This is a genomic window from Donghicola sp. XS_ASV15 (assembly GCF_041224595.1).
GTDB lineage: Bacteria > Pseudomonadota > Alphaproteobacteria > Rhodobacterales > Rhodobacteraceae > Donghicola.
The window spans coordinates 18549-42524 of the sequence record NZ_JBGFGN010000119.1; the positions used below are offsets into that span (position 1 = coordinate 18549).

24 protein-coding genes are annotated in these 23976 nt (G+C 59.6%); 14 read left to right on the forward strand and 10 right to left on the reverse strand.

Annotation, left to right across the window (positions count from 1 at the left end):
• Nucleotides 1–33: 33 nt before the first annotated feature.
• Nucleotides 34–471, reverse strand: a complete 438-nt coding sequence (locus tag AB9K37_RS06430; RefSeq protein WP_369836159.1) for a DUF4174 domain-containing protein — start codon at nucleotides 469–471, stop codon at nucleotides 34–36.
• Nucleotides 472–579: 108 nt separating this feature from the next.
• On the opposite strand from AB9K37_RS06430, the gene scpA reads away from it, so the two are divergent.
• From scpA to AB9K37_RS06450, 4 genes are all read left to right on the forward strand, one after another.
• Nucleotides 580–2709 (forward strand): methylmalonyl-CoA mutase, encoded by a 2130-nt coding sequence (scpA, locus tag AB9K37_RS06435; protein ID WP_369836161.1) that lies wholly within the window; start codon nucleotides 580–582, stop codon nucleotides 2707–2709.
• Nucleotides 2710–2810: 101 nt separating this feature from the next.
• Entirely contained in the window at nucleotides 2811–3296 is a 486-nt protein-coding gene (locus AB9K37_RS06440) for an N-acetyltransferase family protein (RefSeq protein WP_369836162.1), read from the forward strand.
• A gap of 43 nt (nucleotides 3297–3339) precedes the next feature.
• The gene (locus AB9K37_RS06445; protein WP_369836163.1) at nucleotides 3340–4023 is read left to right on the forward strand and encodes a TerB family tellurite resistance protein; all 684 of its coding nucleotides are present in this window, start codon (nucleotides 3340–3342) and stop codon (nucleotides 4021–4023) included.
• Nucleotides 4024–4064: 41 nt separating this feature from the next.
• A complete protein-coding gene (locus AB9K37_RS06450; RefSeq protein WP_369836164.1) occupies nucleotides 4065–4457 on the forward strand; it encodes a hypothetical protein in 393 nt (130 codons plus the stop codon).
• On the opposite strand, the gene AB9K37_RS06455 is transcribed toward AB9K37_RS06450, so the two are convergent.
• The 4 genes from AB9K37_RS06455 to AB9K37_RS06470 form a co-directional block, all read right to left on the reverse strand.
• A complete protein-coding gene (locus tag AB9K37_RS06455) occupies nucleotides 4454–5998 on the reverse strand; it encodes a Ppx/GppA family phosphatase (protein ID WP_369836166.1) in 1545 nt (514 codons plus the stop codon). The genes AB9K37_RS06450 and AB9K37_RS06455 overlap by 4 nt on opposite strands.
• Before the next feature lie 64 nt (nucleotides 5999–6062).
• Entirely contained in the window at nucleotides 6063–8237 is a 2175-nt protein-coding gene (locus AB9K37_RS06460) for an RNA degradosome polyphosphate kinase (protein WP_369836167.1), read from the reverse strand.
• Nucleotides 8238–8275: 38 nt separating this feature from the next.
• A complete protein-coding gene (locus AB9K37_RS06465; protein WP_369836168.1) occupies nucleotides 8276–8953 on the reverse strand; it encodes a DnaA ATPase domain-containing protein in 678 nt (225 codons plus the stop codon).
• 3 nt (nucleotides 8954–8956) lie between these two features.
• On the reverse strand, nucleotides 8957–10024 hold the full coding sequence (locus tag AB9K37_RS06470; protein WP_369836170.1) for an AI-2E family transporter: 1068 nt from the start codon (nucleotides 10022–10024) through the stop codon (nucleotides 8957–8959).
• Nucleotides 10025–10181: 157 nt separating this feature from the next.
• Between AB9K37_RS06470 and proS the strand changes: the two genes are divergently transcribed.
• The 5 genes from proS (at nucleotide 10182) to AB9K37_RS06495 (ending at nucleotide 14853) form a co-directional block, all read left to right on the forward strand.
• Nucleotides 10182–11537 (forward strand): proline--tRNA ligase, encoded by a 1356-nt coding sequence (gene proS / locus AB9K37_RS06475; protein ID WP_369836172.1) that lies wholly within the window; start codon nucleotides 10182–10184, stop codon nucleotides 11535–11537.
• Between the two features lie 229 nt (nucleotides 11538–11766).
• Nucleotides 11767–12267 carry a DUF2937 family protein gene (locus tag AB9K37_RS06480; protein WP_369836174.1) on the forward strand — a complete coding sequence of 167 codons (501 nt, stop codon included), beginning with the start codon at nucleotides 11767–11769 and terminating at the stop codon, nucleotides 12265–12267.
• Nucleotides 12268–12321: 54 nt separating this feature from the next.
• Complete coding sequence (locus tag AB9K37_RS06485; RefSeq protein WP_369836176.1) at nucleotides 12322–13608, forward strand: lipoprotein-releasing ABC transporter permease subunit; 1287 nt, start codon at nucleotides 12322–12324, stop codon at nucleotides 13606–13608.
• Nucleotides 13601–14275 carry an ABC transporter ATP-binding protein gene (locus AB9K37_RS06490; protein ID WP_369836178.1) on the forward strand — a complete coding sequence of 225 codons (675 nt, stop codon included), beginning with the start codon at nucleotides 13601–13603 and terminating at the stop codon, nucleotides 14273–14275. The genes AB9K37_RS06485 and AB9K37_RS06490 overlap by 8 nt, the downstream gene beginning before the upstream one ends.
• Nucleotides 14276–14697: 422 nt before the next feature.
• Entirely contained in the window at nucleotides 14698–14853 is a 156-nt protein-coding gene (locus AB9K37_RS06495) for a hypothetical protein (protein WP_369836179.1), read from the forward strand.
• Between the two features lie 282 nt (nucleotides 14854–15135).
• On the opposite strand, the gene AB9K37_RS06500 is transcribed toward AB9K37_RS06495, so the two are convergent.
• Both AB9K37_RS06500 and parE read right to left on the reverse strand, forming a co-directional pair.
• Nucleotides 15136–15675 (reverse strand): hypothetical protein, encoded by a 540-nt coding sequence (locus AB9K37_RS06500; protein ID WP_369836181.1) that lies wholly within the window; start codon nucleotides 15673–15675, stop codon nucleotides 15136–15138.
• 3 nt (nucleotides 15676–15678) lie between these two features.
• Nucleotides 15679–17637 (reverse strand): DNA topoisomerase IV subunit B, encoded by a 1959-nt coding sequence (parE, locus tag AB9K37_RS06505; RefSeq protein WP_369836183.1) that lies wholly within the window; start codon nucleotides 17635–17637, stop codon nucleotides 15679–15681.
• Between the two features lie 323 nt (nucleotides 17638–17960).
• Between parE and ppk2 the strand changes: the two genes are divergently transcribed.
• Together ppk2 and AB9K37_RS06515 are read left to right on the forward strand one after the other, a co-directional pair.
• On the forward strand, nucleotides 17961–18962 hold the full coding sequence (ppk2, locus tag AB9K37_RS06510) for a polyphosphate kinase 2 (RefSeq protein WP_369836185.1): 1002 nt from the start codon (nucleotides 17961–17963) through the stop codon (nucleotides 18960–18962).
• Between the two features lie 70 nt (nucleotides 18963–19032).
• A complete protein-coding gene (locus AB9K37_RS06515) occupies nucleotides 19033–20451 on the forward strand; it encodes an MATE family efflux transporter (protein ID WP_369836187.1) in 1419 nt (472 codons plus the stop codon).
• On the opposite strand, the gene AB9K37_RS06520 is transcribed toward AB9K37_RS06515, so the two are convergent.
• Nucleotides 20448–20876 (reverse strand): hypothetical protein, encoded by a 429-nt coding sequence (locus AB9K37_RS06520; protein WP_369836189.1) that lies wholly within the window; start codon nucleotides 20874–20876, stop codon nucleotides 20448–20450. The genes AB9K37_RS06515 and AB9K37_RS06520 overlap by 4 nt on opposite strands.
• A gap of 21 nt (nucleotides 20877–20897) precedes the next feature.
• Entirely contained in the window at nucleotides 20898–22100 is a 1203-nt protein-coding gene (locus AB9K37_RS06525) for a pyridoxal phosphate-dependent aminotransferase (protein ID WP_369836191.1), read from the reverse strand.
• 89 nt (nucleotides 22101–22189) lie between these two features.
• On the opposite strand from AB9K37_RS06525, the gene AB9K37_RS06530 reads away from it, so the two are divergent.
• The 3 genes from AB9K37_RS06530 to AB9K37_RS06540 all read left to right on the forward strand — a co-directional run bounded on the left by AB9K37_RS06530 (nucleotide 22190) and on the right by AB9K37_RS06540 (nucleotide 23441).
• On the forward strand, nucleotides 22190–22579 hold the full coding sequence (locus tag AB9K37_RS06530) for a multiprotein-bridging factor 1 family protein (RefSeq protein ID WP_369836194.1): 390 nt from the start codon (nucleotides 22190–22192) through the stop codon (nucleotides 22577–22579).
• Nucleotides 22580–22623: 44 nt separating this feature from the next.
• On the forward strand, nucleotides 22624–22851 hold the full coding sequence (locus AB9K37_RS06535) for a succinate dehydrogenase assembly factor 2 (RefSeq protein WP_369836278.1): 228 nt from the start codon (nucleotides 22624–22626) through the stop codon (nucleotides 22849–22851).
• Between the two features lie 92 nt (nucleotides 22852–22943).
• Nucleotides 22944–23441 carry a MarR family winged helix-turn-helix transcriptional regulator gene (locus AB9K37_RS06540; RefSeq protein WP_072707363.1) on the forward strand — a complete coding sequence of 166 codons (498 nt, stop codon included), beginning with the start codon at nucleotides 22944–22946 and terminating at the stop codon, nucleotides 23439–23441.
• Between the two features lie 87 nt (nucleotides 23442–23528).
• On the opposite strand, the gene AB9K37_RS06545 is transcribed toward AB9K37_RS06540, so the two are convergent.
• On the reverse strand, nucleotides 23529–23957 hold the full coding sequence (locus AB9K37_RS06545) for a VOC family protein (RefSeq protein ID WP_369836197.1): 429 nt from the start codon (nucleotides 23955–23957) through the stop codon (nucleotides 23529–23531).
• Between the last annotated feature and the right edge of the window lie 19 nt (nucleotides 23958–23976).

The window sequence follows — 23976 nt, forward strand, 5'->3', positions numbered from 1 at the left end:
GGCCGCTGGCATATCGCGCAACTCGCGGGGTAATCAGCGGCTGTCGCGCATTTCTCGCTGGCGCATCGGCATTTTGTCGATCGTCCGCGAGATTTCCCGCACGGTCCACGGGGACGGTTTACGCAGCTTGATGCCGCCGTCCATGCCGATCAGCACAAAGCCAAAGCCTCGCGGATGCAGCGCTTGGCGCAGGGCGGATCGGGCGTCGGGGTCGGTGTCGACCAGAACGATGACGTCCCGCTCGACCAGACCGTCGAGTTCTTCTTCGATCAGCTCCATCTGCTGCACAAAGGCAGGGTCAAACGGGCTGTCGGCGAACACGATCAGCGGGCGGTGCGTCCACTTGAACGCGGCCAGATCGGCGGTCCGACCGTCAAGGATCACGGCCTCTGTCATATCGGTCTCCTGCGCCCACGCGTGCGGGGCGGTCATTGACAATAACATTGCGAATAAAGCGGCAAGTCGGGTCATGGCACCTCCTGTCGCTGTAGAGATAGGGGCGATGTCCCCGATTACGAAGCTTTTTTCCGCGGGATGATCCGATTGTGACTGGCCCGCGTCGATTGGAGGAACGGACAGATGACCCAAGATAAAGACGCCTGGCGCGCACTGGCCGAAAAGGAACTGCGCGGACGCCCCCTTGATGACCTGAACTGGCAAACGCTGGAAGGGATTGAGGTCAAGCCGCTGTACACCGAAGAGGACACGGCCGATCTGCCTCACATGGGCGGCACCCCCGGTTTCGCGCCCTTCACCCGTGGTGTGAAAGCGACCATGTATGCAGGCCGTCCTTGGACGATCCGCCAGTATGCGGGTTTCTCGACGGCCGAAGAATCGAACGCGTTCTATCGCAAGAACCTTGCGGCTGGTCAGCAGGGTGTGTCGGTGGCTTTCGACCTTGCGACCCACCGCGGCTACGACTCGGATCACCCCCGTGTGGTGGGTGACGTTGGCAAGGCCGGTGTGGCCATCGACAGTGTCGAGGACATGAAAATCCTGTTCGACGGCATCCCGCTGGACAAGGTGTCGGTGTCGATGACTATGAACGGCGCGGTGATCCCGATCCTAGCGAACTTCATCGTCGCGGGCGAAGAGCAGGGCCACGATAAGTCGGTTCTGGCGGGAACTATTCAGAACGACATTCTGAAGGAATTCATGGTCCGCAACACCTACATCTATCCGCCTGAACCTTCGATGCAGATCATCGCGGACATCATCGAGTACACCTCGAACGAGATGCCCAAGTTCAACAGCATCTCGATCTCCGGCTACCACATGCAGGAAGCGGGCGCGAACCTTGTCCAAGAGCTGGCCTACACGCTGGCCGATGGCCGCGAATACGTGCGCGCTGCGATTGAGCGTGGCATGGACGTGGACAAGTTCGCGGGCCGTCTGTCGTTCTTCTTTGCGATTGGCATGAACTTCTTCATGGAAGCTGCCAAGCTGCGCGCGGCGCGTCTGCTTTGGTCGCGTATCATGGATGAATTCGAGCCAAAGAACCCCCGTTCGAAAATGCTGCGCACCCACTGCCAGACCTCTGGCGTGTCGCTGCAGGAACAGGATCCCTATAACAACGTGATCCGTACCGCCTACGAGGCGATGTCGGCGGTTCTGGGGGGTACCCAGTCGCTGCACACCAACGCGCTGGACGAAGCTATTGCGCTGCCCACTGAATTCAGCGCCCGCATCGCGCGGAACACCCAGTTGATCCTGCAGGAAGAGACTGGTGTCACCAACGTCGTCGATCCGCTGGCGGGTAGCTACTATGTTGAAAGCCTGACCAATGAACTGGCCGAGAAGGCTTGGGCGCTGATCGAGGAAGTCGAAGAGATGGGCGGTATGACCAAGGCGGTTGCGTCGGGCATGCCCAAGCTGCGCATCGAAGAGACCGCAGCCCGCCGTCAGGCGGACATCGATCGCGGCGACGAGGTGATCGTCGGCGTGAACAAGTACCGCAAAGACAAAGAAGACCCGATCGACATTCTGGAGATCGACAACACTAAGGTGCGCGAAGCTCAGGTCGCGCGTCTGGAGCGCATCCGCGCATCGCGTGACGAGGCAGCTTGCCAAGCCGCGCTGGAAGAACTGACCCGCCGCGCCAAAGAGGGCGGCAACCTGCTCGAGGCGGCTGTGGAAGCAGCCCGTGCTCGTGCCTCTGTCGGAGAGATCAGCATGGCAATGGAGAAAGAGTTTGGCCGCCACCGTGCCGAAGTGAAGACCTTGGCTGGCGTTTATGGCGCGGCCTACGAGGGTGACGAAGGGTTCGCAGCGATCCAGAAATCGGTCGAGGATTTCGCCGAGAAGGAAGGCCGCCGCCCCCGTATGCTGGTGGTGAAGATGGGGCAGGACGGTCACGACCGTGGTGCCAAGGTCATCGCCACTGCCTTTGCCGATATTGGGTTCGACGTGGACGTAGGTCCGCTGTTCCAGACCCCGGAAGAGGCCGCTCAGGACGCGATCGACAACGATGTGCACGTGATCGGGATTTCCTCGCAAGCGGCGGGTCACAAGACACTCGCCCCCGCGCTGATCAAGGTGCTCGAAGAGCAGGGCGCCGGTGACATCATCGTCATCTGCGGCGGTGTGATCCCCCAGCAGGACTATGACTTCCTAAAGGCGGCAGGTGTGAAGGCCATTTTCGGTCCCGGCACGAATATTCCGACAGCAGCTCAGGATATTCTGCGCCTAATTGAAGAGGCGCGCGCCTGAGGCTAGCGTTGCTGAGAGGGGGCTGTCTGCCCCCTCTTGGCGCATCCTGCGCCAATTCACCCCCGAGGGTATTTTGCCCAAGAAAGAGACCGGTTGGCGGTATGCAATTTTCGGTGCGGCAGGCATGCGCGGCTGATGCAGCGTCCATTGCCGAATTGTGGAACGGATTTATCCGCGACACGGCAGTGACATTTACCACATTGGAAAAGACAGAAGACGGCATCGCGGCTGATATTGCGGCGCGAGGGCCTTGTTTTGTCGTGGCCGAGGCGGACGGAGCGCTCTTGGGTTTTGCGACCTGTTTCGCCTTTCGCGGCGGGCCCGGTTACGCGCACACCAAAGAGCACTCTGTAATGTTGGCAGAGCCTGCGCGCGGACAGGGTGTGGGGCGCGCGTTGATGGACACCTTGATGGCGGTGGCCAAGAGCGAAGGGTGCCATTCGATGTTTGCGGGTGTGAGCGGTGAAAACAACGAAGGCGTGGCGTTTCACAAAGCGATTGGATTTACCGAGGTCGCGCGGTTGCCGCAGGTGGGGCGCAAATTTGATCGGTGGATGGACCTTGTGCTGATGCAGAAATTCCTGTGAATGCGGCCTGACAAGTTCTGCGTTCAAAGGTAGTCTGCCCGCCATGTCGATCTGGACCCGCATCTCCGAAGCACTGGCCTCCCTTGCCAAGGGGGAGGGGCTTTCTGCTGTTTTCGAACATTTGCGCACGCCGCCTGAGCGGACGGTGGGTTTTACGATCGCGGTGATCGCTCTGTCGGCCAAGATGGCGAAGGCAGACGGTCTGGTGACGCGCGATGAAGTGACGGCCTTTCGCGAGGTGTTCCACATCGATCCGTCTGAAGAGGCCAACGCGGCGCGGCTATTCAATCTGGCACGCCAAGATGTCGCCGGGTTCGAGGAATATGCACAACGCATTCGGGCGATGTTCGATTCCGAATCCAGCGCTCTTTGCGATTTGATGGAGGGGCTGTTCCACATTGCGATGGCGGACGGCACCTACCACCCTGCCGAGGATGCTTTCCTGCGCCGTGTCGCAGAAATTCTGGGGCTGGATGAGCGCCGGTTCACGTCGCTCAAGTCACGATTTGTGCCGGGGGCAGAGGCGGACCCCTATGACGTATTGGATGTTCCGCATGATGCGCAAAATGCAGAGGTGCGGGCCGCGTGGCGCGCAGCTGTCCGAGAGGCGCACCCCGATCAAATGATGGCGCGCGGCGTTCCGCCAGAGGCGATCAAGCTGGCCGAGGGCCGTATGCAGGCGATCAACCGCGCATGGGAAACGATCCGCGCAGAACGCGGACTCTGACGCACTAGGAATGATGTTGGGCGGTGCCTATATTTTAGGGCATGAAACAGACATTGATTGTTGCGACCCTGATGCTTTTGCCGTTTTCGGCACTGGCGCAAGACCAGAGTGTAGCTGACCCTGCCGAACCCGAAAGCGGGTTCGAACGGATGCAGCGCGGCTTTGGGATGATCTTTGACGGCCTTCGCGAAGAGGTTGATCCGACCGTGGAAAGCCTAAAGGACAAAGCGCGCGAAATGGCGCCGGAGATGCGCGATTGGGTCATGGCGATGGGGCCTGCTCTACGTGATCTGGCGGATAAGATCGGGGATTTGAACGACTACCACGCACCGGAAAAGCTGCCGAACGGTGACATTATCCTGCGCCGAAAAGAGCCGATGCCTGACGCGCCAGATGCCCCACAGGCTGCGCCAATGGGGCCGACCGACATTTAATCTTGGATGACGACTTCGTGTGTGGCGTCTAGTGACTTCGCTAGCGAATCCAGACGCGCGGCCGCCACTTCGGAGTAAAGATCAACGGCGTCTTTGTGCAGGATAATCTTGAGCTCTTTTGCCTGAGGATCCCATTTGAATTTCCCAGGTGCACGGTCCTTGTGCATCCAGAGCATCGCGCCGAACCGCATGGCTTTGCCCAGAACTTCCGCCTCTCGGGTGTCCTCTTCGCTCAGCAGGGGGGCGAGCACATCAAATTGGCTGGCGCTTGGCTTGTTCTTGTAGCGGTACAGCAGCGAAAGGCCGATATAGATACGTTCACTGTGGGACAGACCGCCAAGGTTCGCGCGTGTCGAATTGTCGAAACAGATTTCGGCGCGATAATCAGGGTGCGCGCGCCACGTGACGTCGTGCAGCAAGCAAGCTGCCTTGATGATCCGCGCTTTTTCCGGCGTCATTTGCGGAAACAGCGGTGAGATGAAGCTGAACAGAACCTTCCCGAAGCCGGGCATCCGAGCATCTTTGATTTCCGAAAACCGGCAGGCCTCGATCAAAGGATCACGGTCGCGCAGGTCCTGCGGCATTTGTTCGTACAGCAGCCCTTCGCGGATGCCGTAGCTAGAGATCGCAATGTCATGGGGATCGAGGCGTTTGACCACGGCTTCCAGAACTTCGGCGGCCAAAGGTACCAAAGCCATACGTGCGCTAGAAATACCACAGGCCTTGCGCAGACCCTCTAGGTCTTTGTGATCCTTGATGAAGTCCAGGGTCTCCATCAGTTCGGGGCAGGTCATCCGGTATTCGTGCAGCACGTGCAACGGGTAGTTCATCCGCTCCATGTTGATGCGCCCGATGGCGCGCCAGCTCCCGCCGACGAGGAACAGTCGGTCGTGCTGGGGCCCGAGCTCTTCGAGCAGTTGATCCAGAGTCTCTTCGATATGGGCGCGGCGTGCTTTGACGCCGCCCTCAATGTCCTGCAACTTCAGCGGAGCAAGGGGCGAGGTCACGCATTTCCCGATCTTGCCCTTGCTGATTTCGGCCAACTCCATCGACGAGCCGCCAATGTCACACACCAGACCATAGGCACCGGGCCATCCCAGCAGCACACCCTGTGCGGACAAGCGCGCTTCTTCGGTGCCGTCGACCACATGGATGGTCATGCCGGTTTCGGATTCGATCTGCTCTTTGAATTCGGGGCCGTCTATGGCCTCTCGCATGGCGGCGGTCGCGACCACATGCAATGGTGCGCAGCCAATGCTGCGGGCCAACGCTTGAAACCGGTGGAGAGTCGCGCGTGCTTTGACCTTGCCTTCGGGGTTCAGCATGCCGGTTTCCAGCAATCCTTTGCCCAAGCCGCACATGACCTTCTCGTTAAAGAAATAGGCAGGACTGCGGGCCGCACCGTCAAAAATCACCAAACGGACCGAGTTCGACCCGATGTCCACGACCCCGACCTTGGACATTGCACGGGCTTGGGGATCGATGATCAACGGCCGCGCGAAAACCGCGTGGTCGCCAAACATGGGTTGGCTGGTCGTCATTAGTCGGAACCTAAATAGTTAACAGGTCTTATCCGAGGCACCTTGGGGAAAGCGCCCGCAGAGGTCAATCTTCTGTGTGCGTCAGTTTGGGAACATCTGCGGCGCCGGCGGACCCGCGACCAGAGAGCGAAGGGTTTTCCATAAAGAAGCGATGGCAGCTGAAGGCGAACTTCCCTTCCTCGAGGTGGGCGCGCTGGAACTTGCCATCTGGGCCCATGACCCAGCTTTGGGCGACGTCGGCCATGTTGGCGGCCATGATCTGATCGACGATCTGTGCCTTCACGGTGGGGTTCTCGATCTCGATCAAGGTTTCCACCCGGCGGTTCAGGTTGCGGCCCATCCAGTCGGCCGAGGACATGAACACCCGCGCCTGCCGAGAGGGCAGAGCATGACCGTTGCCAAAGCAGGCGATCCGCGAATGCTCAAGGAACCGGCCCACGATGGATTTCACGCGGATATTTTCTGACATACCTTTGATGCCCGGACGCAACCCGCATATGCCTCGGATGACCAGCGACACGGGAACACCAGCCTGAGATGCACCATACAGAGCGTCGATCACGTCAGGCTCGATCAGCGAATTCATCTTGGCCCAAATACCCGAAGGACGCCCGGCACGGGCGTTCTCTGCTTCCTCTCCGATCATGCGGATCAGGTCGGCCTTCATGTTGGTGGGGCTGATCGACAGGTTTTCTAGGTGCTCGGGCATGGCGTAGCCGGACAGGTAGTTGAACACCTTGACCGCGTCGCGCCCGACAGAGGGGTTGCATGTGAAAAGGCTAAGGTCGGTATAAATCTTGGCCGTAATCGGGTGGTAGTTGCCAGTGCCAAAGTGGCTGTAGGTGACCAGCTGGTCGCCCTCGCGGCGGACCACGGTGCTGATCTTGGCGTGGGTTTTCTGGTCCACAAAGCCATACACCACGTGGGCGCCCGCGCGTTCCAAACGGCGTGACTGACGGATGTTGGCAGCCTCGTCAAAGCGGGCTTTGAGCTCGACCAAGGCGGTGACGGATTTGCCATCCTCAGCAGCCTCGCACAGCGCTTCGACAATGGGGCTGTCCTTGGACGTGCGGTAAAGGGTCTGCTTGATCGCCACCACATTCGGGTCGCGCGCGGCCTGCTGGAGGAAACGCACCACCATATCAAACGTCTCGTAAGGGTGGTGGAGCAGCATGTCCTTCTGGCGGATCGCCTTGAAGATGTCGCCGTCGTGGTCGGTCACACGTTCGGGAACGCGGGGGGTGAAACTGGGCCACAACAGATGTGGCAGGTCGTCGATCACCAGTTCCTTGAGGTCAGAGACGCCGATCACGCCGTCCACTTCGATGACCTCTTCGTCGCTCAGGTGGAGTTCGCGCATGATGATGTCGAGCAGGTTCTTGGGCGCACCGGCAGAGACTTTCATGCGGATCACCTCGCCACGGCGGCGACGCTTTAGGGCGCTTTCGAATTCGCGCACCAGATCTTCGGCTTCTTCTTCGACTTCCAGATCGCTGTCGCGCAGCACGCGGAAGGTACAATGCCCCTTGAGCCGGTAGCCTGGGAACAGCTGGTTCAGATGGAGCAGTAGCAGCTCTTCGAGCGGGATGTAGCGGAACTGGTCAGGCTCGGAGGGCAGGCGGGTGAAACGGGGGACCTGCGCGGGAATAGGCAGCAGGGCGTGCAGGATTTTGCCATCGCGGCTGCGTTCCAGTTGCAGTGCCAGCGAAAAGCCGGTGTTCGGGATGAAGGGGAAGGGGTGGGCAGGGTCAATTGCCAAAGGGGAAAGAACCGCGAAGACCTGATTGAGGAAGACGTCTGCCAGATAGTCTTCGTCCTCTTCGGTCAACGAGGCGCGGTCGTAGATGGTCAAATTGTTTTCTTCCATCTCGGCCCGCAGGGTCCGCCACGCGCTTTGTTGGCGGTCCATCAGGTCGCGGGCGTCCGCATCGATCAGCTTCAATTGCTGGGACGGGGTCAGGCCGTCTTGGGCTGGTGTGGTGTTGCCCTCGCGTTTCAGTTCGCGCAGACCAGCGACGCGGACGGTGTAGAATTCATCGAGGTTGGTGGCGGAAATCGACAGGAAACGCAGCCGTTCCAAGAGCGGCACGCGCGGGTTCTCGGCCTCTTCGAGAACGCGCATGTTGAACCCCAGCCAGCTCAGTTCGCGGTTATAGAGGCGCTTGGGGCCTTCGATCTCTTCGGCGGGCAGCTCGATAGGCTCTGAAAAGCCTGCGTGCAAGAAATCAACTACGTCCACGATCAGAAGTCCTCTTGGGGTGTTATGGCCTAATCAAATTACCTGTTTCGTAGCTTGTCCAGCACCTCTGACGCAAGCTTGCGATTGACCGCGCGGTTCTGTTCCAGACCGGTTTTGTCGATGGCGGCGACCACTTTGATCGCGCTGGAAAAAGAGCGGTCCATATGCCGGAGCAAATAGGTGATCGTGTCGGGGCTGGGGAACAGTTGGCGGTCAGCAAACAGCTTGGTCAGGACGGCGGTCAGCAGAGCGTCATCGGGGGCCTCTAGGCCGATGGACTGCGCGCCCTGCATCCGGCTCTGTAGATCGGGCAGCGTCAGGCCCCAGACCTGCGCGGGGCGGGTGTCGGTCAACAGCAGGCGATTGCCCTCGGCCAGGACCAGATTGTGCAGGTGGAACAGTAGCTCTTCGGCCGCGCGGTCACCCGCAATCGCCGAGATGTCCTCGATCGCGACGTGGTTTTTTGCCAGCGACGGAATGTCGAGCCCCGCCAGATCGCGGCTGTTCAGGATCGTGGCGTTGGTTGTTTCGGCCCACACATGCGCCAAGTGGGTTTTGCCAGAGCCCTCGGGGCCATACAGCACCAGCTTGCCACCCGCCCAATTGCGCCAGCCATCCAGCAGGGCAACCGCCATCGCGTTGCCGGGCGAGACAAAGAAGTCCTCTCGGCCCAAAGCGGGGCGCACTGGCAGATCAAAGCTAAGCTGGCGTGCCATCGGTTACGGTGCGTCCCTGCCGGTCAGGCCGCGATACAGGCGGCTGTCTTTGTATTGTGCGGCGATGTAACGGATCACCACCCCAAGAGAGGCCGCCAGCGGTACAGCAACCAGAAGGCCGATGAAACCGAAAATCGAGCCAAAGACAGACAGGGCAAGGATGAGCCAGACTGGGTGCAAACCCACCGAATTGCCGATGAGCATGGGAGTCAGCACGTTGCCCTCTAGGATCTGGCCAACCTGGAACACGGCAAAGACCGCGGCGATCATCCACCAGTCCCCCCAAAACTGGAATAGCGCCAGACCGATGGACAAGACGCCGCCCACGATTGCGCCCACATAGGGGATAAAGCTGACAATGCCCGCGATGAATCCCACGACGAGGCCAAAGTTCAGGCCCACGATCATCAGCGAAATCGCATAATATGCGCCAAGGATCAGGCAGACTGTGCCTTGGCCGCGGACAAAACTAGCGAGTGTCGCGTCAATGTCGTTGAAGATCTTGCGCACAATGGGTGCATGGTCGCGGGGCAACAGGTCGTCAATCTTGGCGATCATGTTGTCCCAGTCCAAAAGAAGATAGAACGACACCACTGGCACCACGACAAAGAACATAGCGATGTTCAGCAGGGATGCAGCAGAGGAGAGGGCGCCTTGGAGCAGCGTGCCGCCTTTTTCCTGAATGGTCTGCCCTGCGGCGGTCAGCGCGTTGTGCACGGGGCTGCCGCTGGCGATCAGCTCTGGGAAGCGCGACGTCAGGCTCGACTTCAGGCGGTCCATAATCTCTGGCGCGGTTTTGAACAGGTTTACGGCTTGCTCGGCCATGGTCGGGATGATGACCAACGCTGCCGCTGCAAACACCAAAATAGCGACCAAAGTGATGACCACAGTTGCCATCGCGCGCGTCAACCCGCGTTCTTCGAGCCAGTCGGCAACTGGATCTAGGAAATAGGCGACAGCCGCGCCCACAAAGAACGGCAACAGCGTGTCCCCAAGCACCCAAAGAATGGCAAAGAAAACGACGGCGGCGATTCCCCAGTATTTTGCCTGTTGCTTTGCAGGTAGAGCCATGGGTCATCCTCCGATCGATCATTCAGGTTTTCGCCGAAGCGGCGTGATTATGCAAGCGCAGCGCCGGTTTGGCGGGGTCCGGCCCGACTTAGCTGTTTCCAAGGGGCGTTTGGCGCTTTAAACCCCTGCAAAACGAAATCACTGTTCCGAGGGTTCCATGCGCCTGTCCCGCTACTTCCTGCCCGTGCTCAAGGAGACGCCTGCCGACGCGCAGATCGTCAGCCACCGCCTGATGCTGCGGGCCGGTATGATCAAGCAAACCAGCGCCGGTATCTATTCCTGGCTGCCGCTGGGTTTCAAAGTCCTGCGCAAGATCGAAAACATCGTCCATGACGAGCAGATCAAGGCCGGCCACATCCCCATGCAGATGCCCACCCTTCAGTCGGCGGATCTGTGGCGCGAGTCCGGTCGCTATGACGGCTATGGTCAGGAAATGCTGCGGATGAAGGACCGTCACGACCGTGACATGCTGTTCTCGCCTACCGCAGAAGAGCTGTTCACCGACGTCTTCCGCAGCTACGTGCGCAGCTACAAAGATCTGCCGCTGACGCTCTATCAAATCCAGTGGAAATTCCGCGACGAAGTCCGCCCGCGTTTCGGCGTGATGCGTGGCCGCGAATTCTACATGAAGGACGGCTACAACTTCGACCTGACCAAAGAGGACGCGCTGCACGCCTACAACCGTCACCTTGTTAGCTACCTGCGCACCTACGAGCGCATGGGCCTGCAGGCGATTCCGATGCGTGCTGATTCCGGCCCGATTGGCGGCGATAACACCCACGAATTCCTTGTTCTGGCGGACACCGGCGAATCCGAAGTCTTCTACGATGCCGAGATCACCGATCTGACCTTTGGCGACCGCGAGATCGATTTCGCGGACAAAGAGCAGTGCCAGGCCGTACTGGAAGAGTTTACCAGCCGCTACGCGCGCACGGACGAGACCCACGACGAAGCCGTCTACAACGAAATCCCCGAAGAGCGCCGCCGCGTTGCGCGTGGGATCGAAGTTGGCCAGATTTTCTACTTCGGCACCAAGTATTCGGACGCCATGGGTGCGACCGTTCAGGACGCCGAGGGCAACAAGGTTCCCGTTCACATGGGCAGCCACGGCATCGGCGTCAGCCGCTTGCTGGGTGCGATCATCGAAGCCAGCCACGACGAAAACGGCATCATTTGGCCCGAGGGCGTAACCCCGTTCCACGTGGGCATCGTGAACCTAAAGCAAGGTGACGAAGAGACCGACGGCGCTTGCGAAAGCCTCTACGCGGCGCTCGGAGCAGCCGGTCTGGAGCCTCTGTATGACGACCGCAAAGAACGCGCGGGTGCGAAATTCGCAACGATGGATCTAATCGGTCTGCCTTGGCGCATCACCATCGGTCCGCGTGGCCTGAAAAACGGTGTTGTCGAACTGACCAGCCGCCGTACTGGCGAGAGCGAAGAGCTGTCACCCGAAGCCGCGGTTGAAAAAATCAAAGAGATCTACGCGAAACATCCCGATCCCAAGGGCCTGTAAGGTCTGTTATCGAATGCAGTCAAAGGCTCCGGTGCTCTGCCGGAGCCTTTTTTCATGCCCCACTGATTCGCAAAGCTACGGACTAGGCCGGCCCCCCGCCGAACGCATCGCAAATTTCCGCCAAATCGGTACCAAGAGCGCTGACATCGTCGGTTTTGCATAATTCTCTGGTCGCATTTTTGGATACGATCCGATATGCCTACGGGTCAGTTTCAAACGCGAACGGGTCATGTTTTTAAGGGCTTTTGTGGTCAGTCTTGGTATTGTTTCGGGAGCAGGGTTTTCGCAATTTCCCGAGTTTTCGCAACAATACCTCCAGCGATTAGGCGGCGCGGTCGAAGAGTTGTCGACTGTGGTGCGCGACTTTGACCGTTCGGCGGCGACCTTTGGCATGTCCCGCCACAAAGCCTTGGACGAGATGAATGGATCGCCGTTTTTGCAACGGCGGCAGGCAGATTTGCGGCGGACAATCTCGCGATACGAAGAGCTGAACGATGCCTATAGCGCACTGCGGTACGCCGGCCCTTTCACGCGATTCTACGATCTACATTTTATGTTCGATGAAAAGATTCTGGCAGGCACGTGGGAGGACTATCAACCCGCGGTTCCCTTGACGATCGAGGGCGGGCTCTTCGCGATCTTTGGTGCATTATCTGGGGCGAGCGCAGCATCGGTCATCGGCAAGCTTTTCCGACCTTGGCGGAAACGAAAGAAACCCACGGCGGCGTGACTTGACCCGCGAGGCGCGATTTGCGCATCTACGCGCGAACTGTCGAGGAACCTCATGGCCCATACCACACCTCCCTTTGCTCCTTTTGAATTCATGATTGCTTGGCGGTACTTGCGCGCCAAACGCGCCGAAGGGGGCGTAAGTGTCATGACATGGATCTCTTTGCTGGGGATCACGCTGGCGGTCTTTGCTTTGATTGCGACGTTGGCCGTACGCTCCGGTTTCCGCGAAGAGTTTGTGGATACGATCCTAGGGGCAAATGCGCATATCACGGTCTATCAGGACATGCAGGTCTCTGAGACCGGCGCAACCAGTCGCAAGATTGAAGATTACATTGAGATGGCAGAGCGCATTGCCGCAGTGCCTGGCGTTGTGCACGCGGCCCCCTTGGTGAAGGGGCAGGTGATGGCGAGCGCGCGGGGCCGGAATGCAGGGGTCGAGGTCTTTGGTATCAGCGCGGCCGATCTGCAAGGCATCCCTCGTATCGCCAACCCTCAAGAGGCCGTCGGCACATTGGACCGGTTCGAAGACGGCATCGCGATCGGCTCCGGAGTTGCGCGGGAGTTGGGCTTGTTTGTTGGGGATAAAGTGCAGCTCATCTCGCCGAATGGTGTGAAAACCGCCTTTGGCACTAGTCCTCGAGTCAAAGCCTACGAGGTCGTCTACATTTTCACGGCGGGTCGATATGACGTGGACCGCACGCGCGCCTACCTCCCGTTTGCCGAAGCTCAAGCGTATTTCAACTCTCCTGAAGCCGCTGACGAGATCGAAGTTATGCTCGACACGCCCTCGGATGTCGAAGCGATGGTTTTGCCTGTGTTTCAAGCCGCCGGGGACCGAGCAATGATCTGGACTTGGCGCGATGCCAGCGGGGCCTTTTTGCAGGCTCTGGAGGTTGAGGACAACGTAATGTTTGTCATCCTCTCGATCCTCGTGCTGATCGCGGCGATGAACATCACCAGCGGCTTGATTATGCTTGTGAAAAACAAAGGTCGTGACATTGGGATTCTGCGCACAATGGGCCTGACCGAAGGTGCCGTTCTGCGGGTATTTTTCCTGTGTGGGGCGTTCACGGGCGTACTGGGGACGATCGCCGGCGTGATCCTTGGATGTCTCTTCGCGATTTACATCGACCCGATCTTTTCGCTCGTTAACTACGTTGCGGGCGGTGGGGTATGGGATCCTCAAATTCGCGGTTTGTATAACCTGCCTGCCAAACTTGAATTGGCGGATGTGCTGAGCGCGGTGTTCCTGTCCTTGGGCCTGAGCTTTGTCGTGACGATTTTCCCGGCCCGACGCGCGGCGCGGATGAACCCAGTGGAGGCGCTGCGCTATGAGTAAGGCACTGGAACTAAGCGCGATCGAGAAAGTCTACAAGCGGGGCGAGCCCGGCGAAGTGGCCGTTTTGCGCGGGGCAGAGTTGACGTTGGACGCGGGTGAGGTCGTGGCTTTGGTCGCGCCGTCCGGGGCAGGAAAATCGACCTTGCTGCACATCGCGGGGCTCTTGGATACCCCCGATGCGGGGCAGGTCGTTGTGGGCGGTCAGGATGTGACTGGCGCCAGTGACCGGCAGCGGACGCGGGTGCGGCGGGGGGACTTGGGTTTTGTGTACCAGTTCCACCATTTGCTGCCGGAGTTTTCGGCGCTGGAGAACGTGGTTTTGCCGCAGCTTGCAAACGGCGTGGGCGCCAAGGTTGCTGAAGAAAAGGCAAAGAACCTTCTGACTCACATGGGCTTAGAAGGGCGGATGACGCACCGTCCGGCGGCGCTTTCGGGCGGGGAACAGCAGCGGGTTGCGATCGCGCGGGCGCTGGCGAATGGGCCCAAGGTTTTGCTGGCGGACGAGCCGACGGGCAACCTTGATCCGGGGACCAGTGAGCGGGTGTTTAATGCGCTTATGGATCTGGTGCGCGAGACCGGTTTGGCGGCGCTGATTGCCACGCATAACCCTGAATTGGCTGGGAAAATGGACCGGACGGTGACGTTGTCAGACGGGCTTCTGCGCTGAGCTCTTGGGTATCCGAGGGGGTAGGGCATGTCGCCCAAAGAGAGCGCCGATTGGCCCATCGGGCATGTGGTGGCACGGCGGGGGCGTTGGTATCAATGACTTAGGAAGAGCGCCTTAAACCACTTAGATAATCCCGGTAGTGGTCGCGGCGTTTGACTTGCGAAACTCGTTAGTTTCGCCTCCAGAACTCGAACTTTCGCCCAGGGCTTTTGCTCTGGGTATTTTTTTGCCCGATTGCAAATTTTGAGAGTGTTGACGGGGTACGCTGCGGAAATGTCTGGTCTGGATCACGTCTGGCTGACGTATGGCTTGCGTCATGACGTTGCGCCTGACGTGCGTTTTGGCGGCGTGAATTTGCGGATGGTTAAGGACTTGGGTCAGACTGCGCGCTGGGCGGCTCTGGACTGGGTCAGAGGTGGCTGGTGGGCGTGGTTGTGGCTGGCCGCTCGACCTTGGGTATTTTTGGCAAAAAGACGCCTGTGGGTGGCGCTGTGGGGTTGGCGGTCTGGCTTGGGCTGGCCGAAGGGCTGGGCGCGCGGTTTTGGGGCTGTGCGGCGGCGGAGCGGGCGTGCCGGTGAGTATTTTTTCAAAGCAGAAAGAGGGGACTGGGCGCGGGGTGTTTGACGGCTAGGCGCTGGGTGGCTGATTGTTGACCTAGACACCGAGCGTTGACCGTGGGGGCTCTTGGTTTGACGTGCTGTGCTATGAGGTCAAACCCTGCGTTCGGGCCAGCCCGAACGCTGCGCCCGACCCGCCCCCCAGGGCGGGCGCATGTGCGCCCTCCCTCGGGTACGGGCGCTATATGACATTGATATTGGGGTATCTCTGGCTGAGAGAGTGTTCCCAAGAAGGCCTCTAAATCAATTAAAAATATTTGCGATTTGTTGGGGGAAAAATACGACGGACAGCCCCAAAGCGATTGGGAATAATATTTCGATAATTAGTGGGATCGAGTAGGTTGTGATGGATCTGATCTTTTCAAAACGGGCTTCAGTCTTGGATATTCGTTCTAACTCGTCCGAATAAGCCTTTTCCCATGTCTCTGGTTCATAAAGGTCATCTCGCTCTTCTTCTTCGATTTCTTCCGGCGTCTTGCAGTATTGATCTAGAGTGTTCTTCGCTGCTTGCCTTTTTGCTTCGTTGCGAGCTTTCAATGCGACCGAAGCGTCTTCTTGAACCTTCAAAAACGAAAATAGAGAAAAAAATACTAAGAAATAAATTACGACCGTCTGGGAGAGCTTAGTAGGTTCCACTTCGGAGAGCGATAAGCGCATCCCTCCAATCGCGAAAAATTCTCCTTCTATTTGTAACATGTGAACTAGGATTTGAAAGCAACTGGACAGTATCAGCGCGCGCTTCGCGGATTTAATGTCGCCATGTTCTAAAAGAAGCGCAAACATATCTCACACATCCACATCCTCGACGAACTTCGCGTTCTCTTGGATGTATTCAAAGCGCAATTCGGGCTTTTTGCCCATGAGGCGTTCGACGAGGTCTCCGGTTTCGCCGGGTAGGTCTTCGTCGATGGACACGCGGATGAGTTGCCGTGTCGCGGGGTTCATGGTGGTGTCCTTCAGGTCCTTGGCGTCCATTTCACCCAGACCCTTGAAGCGGCTGACGTCGATCTTGCCGCGGCCGCCGAGGCCTTTTTTCAGCCATTCATCACGCTCTGCCTCGTCCTGACAGTAGACGCGTTTTGCGCCTTGGGTCAGGCGGTAAAGGGGCGGGCAGGCCAGATAGAGGTGGCCGTGGTCAATCATGGGGCGCATCTGGGTGAAGAAGAAGGTCATCAGGAGCGCGGCGATGTGGGCGCCGTCCACGTCCGCATCGGTCATGATGATGATCTTGTCGTAGCGCAGGTCGTCCACGCGGAAGCGGGTGCCGAGGCCGACGCCGAGGGCTTGGGTCAGGTCGTTGATTTCCTGGTTCGAGCCGAGTTTGGAGCTGGCCGCGCCTAGGACGTTCAGGATTTTACCGCGCAGGGGCAGGAGGGCTTGGGTCTTGCGGTCGCGGGCCATTTTGGCCGAGCCGCCCGCCGAGTCGCCCTCGACCAGAAAAAGTTCGGTGCCGGCGCGGTTGGAGGCCGAGCAGTCCACCAGCTTGCCCGGCAGGCGCAGCTTCTTGGTGGCGGTTTTGCGGGCTGTTTCCTTCTCGGCGCGGCGGCGCAGGCGCTCTTCGGCGCGCAGGACGAGGTAGTCGAGGATGGCGCCTGCGGATTTGGTGTCGTTGGCGAGCCAGTTGTCAAAGTGGTCGCGGACCGAGTTTTCCACCCATTTGGCGGCCTCTTCGGTGGAGAGGCGGTCCTTGGTCTGGCCGACGAAGGAGGGTTCGCGGATGAAGATCGACAGGAGGGCGCAGCCGCCGGTGGTCAGATCCTCGCGGGTGATTTGGGCGGCCTTTTTGTTGTTTACCAGTTCGCCGTAGGCGCGGATGCCCTTGAGGATCGCGGCCCAGAAGCCGGATTCGTGGGTGCCGCCCTCGGGGGTGGGGACGGTGTTGGTGTAGGACTGGATGAAGCCGTCACGGCTCGGGGTCCAGTTGATCGCCCATTCGACCGAGCCGGGGACGTTGAATTTGTCCTCGAACGAGACTTTGCCCGCGAAGGGGCGGTCGGCGTAGGTGGAGGCGTCCTTGAGCGTTTCGTTCAGGAAGTCCGAGAGTCCGTTGGGGAAGTGGAATGTCGCCTCGGGCGGGGTTTGGCCATCGTCGATGGCGGATTTCCAGCGGATTTCCACGCCCGAGAAGAGATAGGCCTTGGACTGGACCATCTTGTAGAGGCGGGCGGGTTTGAGTTTGAGCGAGCCAAAGATTTCGGGGTCCGCGTGGAAGGTCACCGTGGTGCCGCGGCGGTTCGGGGCGGCGCCGATTTTTTCCACGGGGCCTTGGGGGACGCCGCGCGAGAAGCGCTGTTCAAAGAGCTCTTTGTTTTTGGCGACCTGTACGACCATCGAATCGGAGAGGGCGTTCACGACCGAGGAGCCCACGCCGTTCAGGCCGCCGGAGGTCGAGTAGGCCTTGTTCGAGAATTTGCCGCCTGCGTGGAGGGTGCAGAGGATGACCTCGAGCGCGGATTTGCCCGGGAATTTGGGGTGGGGGTCGATCGGAATGCCGCGGCCGTTGTCGCGGACCGAGATTGCGTAATCCTCGTGGAATTCGACTTCGATGCGGTTGGCGTGGCCAGCGACAGCCTCGTCCATGGAGTTGTCGAGGATTTCTGCCACCATGTGGTGCAGGGCGCGTTCGTCCGTGCCGCCGATATACATGCCGGGGCGTTTGCGCACGGGCTCCAGACCTTCGAGCACCTCGATCGAGGAGGCGTCATAGGTTTCCGCTTCGGTCCCTTTGAGAAGATCGTCGGCCATGCTGCTCGCTTTCCTTGGTAGCTTTGAGCGCTAGAGATACAGCACCTTGTGGGGCCGCTGCAAGCGGAGGGCATAGAGTGAAACGGATAGGGCCTGCGGGCTGTGCCGTGGTGCCGTGAGTATTTAGGCAAAGCAGAAAGAAAGAGGCGCTGCGCGAAAAATCGGGCCGCCGGATGGTGCAAAGCTCTGTCCTGCCTGTTGGGTGCGCTATGCGTCTGCGGTGCAAGAGGGCTGAGGGAATTGAGGGGCTTTGTTTGACCCATCGCAAGGCGAGGGCGGGCCCGTGCTGTCATAGTTCTGTCATGTTGAAAAAGGAGCGCAGGATGGAAGAGGCAATGGGGTCCCTGAACGAAGAGAATGGTCTGGCGGATGTGGTCGACGCGCCAGTGGATGCGGTGCCTGCTGCGCCGCAAGACGCGCCGCCTGCGCTGACCAAAGAGACAGTGCGGCGGCCCCATGCGGCCACGCCAGAGGAGGTGCGCCGCGCCTTTGAAACCGGCGAGTACCCGTACGACACCAAGATGTCGCGCCGCGCCTATGAGCGGGAAAAGGCAAAGCTGCAGGCTGAACTGCTGAAGGTGCAACTGTGGGCGCAAGAGACGGGGCAGCGGTTCGTGATGCTGTTCGAAGGCCGTGATGCGGCGGGCAAGGGCGGCACGATTAAGCGGTTCATGGAGCATCTGAACCCGCGGGCGGCGCGCGTGGTGGCCCTGAACAAGCCCACATGGGAAGAGAAGGGCCAGTGGTATTTCCAGCGCTATGTCAAAGAACTGCCCACCGTCGGCGAAATGGTTCTGTATGACCGCTCTTGGTACAACCGCGCTGGGGTTGAGCGGGTGATGGGGTTCTGTGAGCCCAGTGAATATCTGGAGTTCATGCGGCAGGCCCCCGATCTGGAGCGGATGCTGGTGCGGTCTGGGATCAAGCTGTATAAATACTGGTTCTCGGTCACGCAGGAAGAGCAGCGTCGCCGGTTCAAGGCCCGCGAGACAGACCCCTTGAAGCGTTGGAAGCTGTCGCCGATCGACAAAGCCAGCCTGAGCAAATGGGACGACTATACCGAGGCCAAGGAGGCGATGTTCTTTTACACCGACACAGCGGATGCGCCTTGGACGATTGTGAAGTCCGATGACAAGAAGCGGGCACGGATCAACTGTATGCGCCACTTCCTGAGCACCCTCGATTATCCGGACAAGGATCATCGGATCGTGAAGGCGCCCGACCCCTTGATCGTGGGGGGCGCGAGCCATGTAATCCACAAGTCAGAGCATATTCTGGGGACCGCGCTGCACCCCGATACGCGGCGCACTGGGGACGATGCGTAAGGCTGCATTTCTGCGGGCATAAAAACGCAAGAATATGTGTGCATTCGGGCAGGGGAAACATCTTGCCCGGATGGTGGGGGCGCTCTATGCCGACCGCATGGTCAAAAATGTAGCACTCCCGTATTCCACCCATTTCCGCGCCACGCTGCTGCTGGGCCTGCCGCTGATCGGCGGGCATCTGGCGCAGTTTGTCGTGTGGGCGACCGACACGCTGATGCTGGGGCGCTACGGGGTCGAAGAATTGGCGGCGGTGGTTCTGGCCACCTCGGTGTTTATGACGCTGTTCATCCTTGGGTCGGGGTTCGCGTGGGCGGTGATGCCGCTGGTCGCGGCCTCGCAGGCCGAAGGGGACGAGGTCGCTGTACGCCGCCAGACGCGGATGGGGCTGTGGCTGAGTTTTCTGTTTAGCCTGCTGTGTCTGCCGTTTTTCATCTGGTCCAAGCCGCTGCTCGTTCTGATGGGGCAAGAAGAGGATCTGGCCCAGTTGGCGCAGGATTATCTGCGGATTGCAGGGTGGGGCATGTTGCCCGGCCTGTTCGTGAACGTGATGAAGAGCTATCTGGCCGCGCTAGAGCGGACGGCGGTGGTGCTGTGGATCACGATCGCGGCGGCGGTGGCGAATGCCATTGTGAACTACGCGCTGATTTTCGGGAACTGGGGCGCGCCTGAAATGGGCGTGCGCGGGGCGGCCTTGGCCTCGGTCACGGTGCAAGTTGTGTCGCTGATTGGCTGCGTGTGGTATGCCATGCGGGTGCTGCCCGAACATGCGCTGTTCCAGCGGATGTGGCGCCCCGATTGGGACGTGTTCCTGACGGTGCTGAAGCTGGGCGTGCCGATCGGTGTCACTGCCCTGAGCGAGGTGACGTTGTTCGCCTTTGCAGCGGTTGTGATGGGCTGGCTGGGGGCTGTGCCCTTGGCCGCGCACGGGATCGTGCTGCAGGTGGCGACGGCCACGTTTATGGTCCACGTGGGGCTGTCCAACGCGGCGACGGTGCGCGCAGGCACGGCCTATGGGCGCAAGGATGCGGTCAATCTGGCGCGCGGAGGCATTGCGGCGATGACGCTGTCCTTTGGCGTGTCGGTGATTGCGGTGATCCTGATGCTGGCTTTCCCCGAAAAGATGATCATGCTGTTCATGCGCAAGGACGAGGTCCAGATCGAGGCTATTCTGGCGGTCGGTGTGACCCTGATGGCGATGGCGGCGGCGTTCCAGTTTGTGGACGCGGCGCAGGTGCTGGCCATCGGTTTGCTGCGTGGGCTGCAGGACACAACGCTGCCCATGTGGTTCGCGGCGTTCAGCTACTGGGGCATTGGCGCGCCGGCGGGTCTGGCGTTTGGCTTCTGGCTGGACTGGGGCGCGCAGGGCGTGTGGCTGGGGCTGGTGCTGGGCTTGGCGAGTGCGGCTGTGTTGTTGATGGGCCGCTTCTGGCTGGTCAGCATGCCAAAGATTCGCGCTGCCGAAGCGGCGCAAGAGGCCGAGGCGGCCTAGTCCTCTGTCTTTCCGGCGGCGGCTTGGGCGGCCAGAACGCGCTCGGATTTTTTGCGGGTCAGAACGCTGCGCAGGTCGTGCATGGCAAGCAGCAGCGAATCCGAAATCTGTTCGAGCTGATCGTCGGTTGCTTTGGTCTGGGCCCAGTGGGTGGTCAGGTTCAAGTGATCCACCGTGCGCAGGATGTCGTCGATCTGGCGCTGTGACACAGTTTCGATGCGCTCTTTCATCCAAGCACGGATGACGGTCAGGTCTTCGTCAGTGAGGGCACGGTCGCCGTGGGGTTTGACCTCGCCGTTGCGGATGTTCACAACGGCGATCTGGTCCATTTCAATCCGGCGCATGCGGTTTTCAGTGTCCACACGGAACACAAAGGCCCCGTTTTCTCGGACACGAAAATAGTATGGGGGCAGTTCGGTCGACATAAATCGCTCTCGTCTATGGGCTTATTTCAAATTTGCGCAGAACCGCTGGATGCGGGTGCAAGCCTCTGCGAGGGCCTCGTCAGAGGTAGCGTAGCTGATGCGGAAGTTCGGAGACAAGCCGAACGCTGCGCCAAATACGACAGCTACGTTTTCTTCTTCGAGAAGGGCGGTGGCGAAATCTTCGTCATTTTCGATCTTGGTCCCGCCTGCGCTGGTTTTGCCGATGCAGCCCGCGATGTTGGGGTAGACGTAAAACGCGCCGTTGGGCACGGGGCAGGTGATGCCGTCAGCGGCGTTCAGCCCTTCGACGACCAGATCGCGGCGGCGTTTGAACATGTCGTTGTTAGGCTCGATGAAGTCCTGCGGGCCGTTCAGCGCCTCTAGGGCCGCATATTGGCTGACCGAGCAGGGATTCGAGGTCGACTGGCTCTGGATCTTGCGCATGGCACCGATTAGCTGTTCGGGGCCTGCGGCATAGCCGATGCGCCAGCCGGTCATGGCATAGGCTTTGGACACGCCATTCACGGTCAGGGTGCGGTCATAAAGCTGGGGCTCGACCTGCGCAGGGGTCGCGAATTCGAAGCCGTCAAAGGCAAGGTGTTCGTACATGTCGTCGGTCATCACCCACACGTGGGGATGGCGCAGCAGCACGTCGGTCAGGCCCTTGAGTTCCTCGGCGGTGTAGCCCGCGCCGGTGGGGTTCGAGGGCGAGTTGAAGATGAACCACTTGGTCTTGGGTGTAATCGCAGCTTCGAGTTGCTCTGGCGTCATTTTGAAGCCGGTCTCGATGCCGCATTCGACGGTCACGGGCTCGCCGCCCGCCAGCAGGACCATGTCGGGGTAGCTGACCCAGTAGGGCGCGGGGATGATCACCTCGTCGCCGGGATTCAGGGTCGCCATCAGCGCGTTGTACAGAACCTGCTTGCCGCCGGTGCAGACGATGACCTGTGCGGGCGTGTAACCCAGATTGTTGTCGCGGGCGAATTTAGCGCAGATCGCCTGCTTGAGTTCGAGGATGCCATCGGGGGCCGTATACTTCGTTTTGCCCGCGTCGATTGCCGCTTTCGCTGCGTCCTTGATGTGATCGGGCGTGTCAAAGTCAGGCTCACCAGCCCCGAGGCTGATCACATCCCGTCCCAATGCCGCCAGTTCCCGTGCCTTTTGCGTGACGGCGATGGTGGGCGACGGTTTCACTCGGTCAAGGGCGGTAGACAGGAAAGACATTCTTTAACCTCGGTCATTTGAAAAGCGCTCTGGCCTGTCCTAGTCTCGGCGCGATGACCAATCAAGACAGATCCGAGAAAGGGAGTCTGATGGGAGAGAACTGGTACAGCCCCGATGCTGCAACTTTTGGCGATCGCGTGGCAGCTGCCCGCGAAGCCGCCAGCATGACTCAGGTGCAACTGGCCAAACGGCTGGGTGTGAAACTGGGTACGCTGCAAGGCTGGGAGGACGACACAGCCGAGCCGCGGGCGAATAAACTGCAAATGTTGGCCGGTTTGCTGAACGTTTCGATCATGTGGCTCTTGAACGGTGAGGGTGATGGCGTAGAAGGTCCGGTAGAGGATAACGCCGTTCCCGTCGCCATCACGGACATCATGCGCGAAATGCGCGAGATGAAGATCCAGATGCAGCAGGGGGCGGACCGCCTGGCTCGGCTTGAGAAAAAGCTGCGCCTGACCCTGAAGGAGATCGAGCAGTGACAGACGTCACCGAAACCCACGAAACCCGGTTGAAGCGCCTGAACATGCGCTCCAACTATCGGGGCATCAAGGAAATGGACCTGATCCTGAAATCTTTTGCGGATCGCCGTCTGGCAGAGATGTCAGCAGCCGAGCTGGACCTGTACGAGGACCTGCTCGAGGAGAACGACCATGACCTGTACCAGTGGGTGAGCGGGCAGGGGGCAACCCCTGCGCGGTATCTAGATCTGGTGACCGATATCGCGAGCGGTTTGACGCAATTCTCGAAATAAGGCGCATTTTAGCCATCTTCTTGGGCATTTAACCGAATATTCGGCATTATCCCGTCAGTCTCTGTTTTATCGAAAAACTGCGGAGACATCAGATGGTCCTTCATTCGCCTCCGGCCAAGTCGGCCGACCAAAGCTTTATGGCGCGCTACCTTGACACCCTGTCCTTGGTAGAGCGCCTTCATCGCCTACTGCTTGACGTCATCAAGGACGAATTCGAACGCGTCGGCGTTCTAGAGATCAATGCAGTGCAGGGCCTACTGCTGTTCAATATTGGTGAACACGAGGTCACTGCGGGCGAACTCAAATCCCGCGGATATTATCAGGGCAGCAACGTCAGCTATAACCTGAAGAAGCTGGTGGATATGGGCTACATGCACCACGAACGCTGCGCCATGGACCGCCGCGCCGTGCGCGTGCGCCTGACCGAACGGGGCCGCGCGGTGCGGGATGTGGTCGCTGACCTGTTCATGCGCCATGCGGACGGGCTTCAGTCCAAGGCCGTGCTGGATATGGACGGGGTGGACACCATCGCTGGCGCGCTAAAGCGCGTGGAACGTTACTGGACCGACCAGATCCGCTACATCTACTGACAAACGCCGGGGGGATGCTTTGTCTGCCAAATGAAAAGGGCCTCACGCTATTGCGGAGGCCCTTTTCCTTGTGTCGCGGATCGTGGATTACCAGTGACCGGTGTTCTCCATGCTGGCCCAAGGCTCTGCGGGGGCCAGTGCGTCACCCTCTTGCAACAGTTCGATGGACACGTTGTCGGGCGAGCGGACAAACGCCATGTGGCCATCGCGGGGCGGACGGTTGATCGTCACGCCATTGTCCATCAAGTGCTGGCACATCTCGTAGATATTGGGCACGCGGTAGGCCAGGTGTCCGAAATGGCGGCTGTCCGAGGGCAGCCCATCATCGCCATCCCAGTTATAGGTCAGCTCGACCGGACACTCTTCCTGACCTTCGGGCGCCATGAAAACAAGGCTGAAGCGGCCTTTTTCATTGTCGACGCGGCGGGTCTCTTTCAAGCCGAGCAGTTCAAAGAAAGCCATGGTTTTTTCCAGATCCAGCACGCGGACCATGGTGTGCAAATAACGAACGGACATAATAACTCCTTTGTCTTTG

Bases quoted from the DNA above. Each gene is read 5' to 3' on its own strand.
- parE (WP_369836183.1), bottom strand. From the start codon at position 17,637: ATGGCCGACGATCTTCTCAAAGGGACCGAAGCGGAAACCTATGACGCC.
- AB9K37_RS06450 (WP_369836164.1), top strand. From the start codon at position 4,065: ATGAAACAGACATTGATTGTTGCGACCCTGATGCTTTTGCCGTTTTCG.
- AB9K37_RS06515 (WP_369836187.1), top strand. From the start codon at position 19,033: ATGGTGGGGGCGCTCTATGCCGACCGCATGGTCAAAAATGTAGCACTC.
- AB9K37_RS06455 (WP_369836166.1), bottom strand. From the start codon at position 5,998: ATGACGACCAGCCAACCCATGTTTGGCGACCACGCGGTTTTCGCGCGG.
- AB9K37_RS06500 (WP_369836181.1), bottom strand. From the start codon at position 15,675: ATGTTTGCGCTTCTTTTAGAACATGGCGACATTAAATCCGCGAAGCGC.
- AB9K37_RS06530 (WP_369836194.1), top strand. From the start codon at position 22,190: ATGGGAGAGAACTGGTACAGCCCCGATGCTGCAACTTTTGGCGATCGC.
- ppk2 (WP_369836185.1), top strand. From the start codon at position 17,961: ATGGAAGAGGCAATGGGGTCCCTGAACGAAGAGAATGGTCTGGCGGAT.
- proS (WP_369836172.1), top strand. From the start codon at position 10,182: ATGCGCCTGTCCCGCTACTTCCTGCCCGTGCTCAAGGAGACGCCTGCC.
- AB9K37_RS06540 (WP_072707363.1), top strand. From the start codon at position 22,944: ATGGTCCTTCATTCGCCTCCGGCCAAGTCGGCCGACCAAAGCTTTATG.
- AB9K37_RS06545 (WP_369836197.1), bottom strand. From the start codon at position 23,957: ATGTCCGTTCGTTATTTGCACACCATGGTCCGCGTGCTGGATCTGGAA.
- AB9K37_RS06535 (WP_369836278.1), top strand. From the start codon at position 22,624: ATGCGCTCCAACTATCGGGGCATCAAGGAAATGGACCTGATCCTGAAA.
- AB9K37_RS06470 (WP_369836170.1), bottom strand. From the start codon at position 10,024: ATGGCTCTACCTGCAAAGCAACAGGCAAAATACTGGGGAATCGCCGCC.
- AB9K37_RS06440 (WP_369836162.1), top strand. From the start codon at position 2,811: ATGCAATTTTCGGTGCGGCAGGCATGCGCGGCTGATGCAGCGTCCATT.
- AB9K37_RS06485 (WP_369836176.1), top strand. From the start codon at position 12,322: ATGGCCCATACCACACCTCCCTTTGCTCCTTTTGAATTCATGATTGCT.
- AB9K37_RS06445 (WP_369836163.1), top strand. From the start codon at position 3,340: ATGTCGATCTGGACCCGCATCTCCGAAGCACTGGCCTCCCTTGCCAAG.
- AB9K37_RS06525 (WP_369836191.1), bottom strand. From the start codon at position 22,100: ATGTCTTTCCTGTCTACCGCCCTTGACCGAGTGAAACCGTCGCCCACC.
- AB9K37_RS06520 (WP_369836189.1), bottom strand. From the start codon at position 20,876: ATGTCGACCGAACTGCCCCCATACTATTTTCGTGTCCGAGAAAACGGG.
- AB9K37_RS06490 (WP_369836178.1), top strand. From the start codon at position 13,601: ATGAGTAAGGCACTGGAACTAAGCGCGATCGAGAAAGTCTACAAGCGG.
- scpA (WP_369836161.1), top strand. From the start codon at position 580: ATGACCCAAGATAAAGACGCCTGGCGCGCACTGGCCGAAAAGGAACTG.
- AB9K37_RS06480 (WP_369836174.1), top strand. From the start codon at position 11,767: ATGTTTTTAAGGGCTTTTGTGGTCAGTCTTGGTATTGTTTCGGGAGCA.
- AB9K37_RS06465 (WP_369836168.1), bottom strand. From the start codon at position 8,953: ATGGCACGCCAGCTTAGCTTTGATCTGCCAGTGCGCCCCGCTTTGGGC.
- AB9K37_RS06430 (WP_369836159.1), bottom strand. From the start codon at position 471: ATGACCCGACTTGCCGCTTTATTCGCAATGTTATTGTCAATGACCGCC.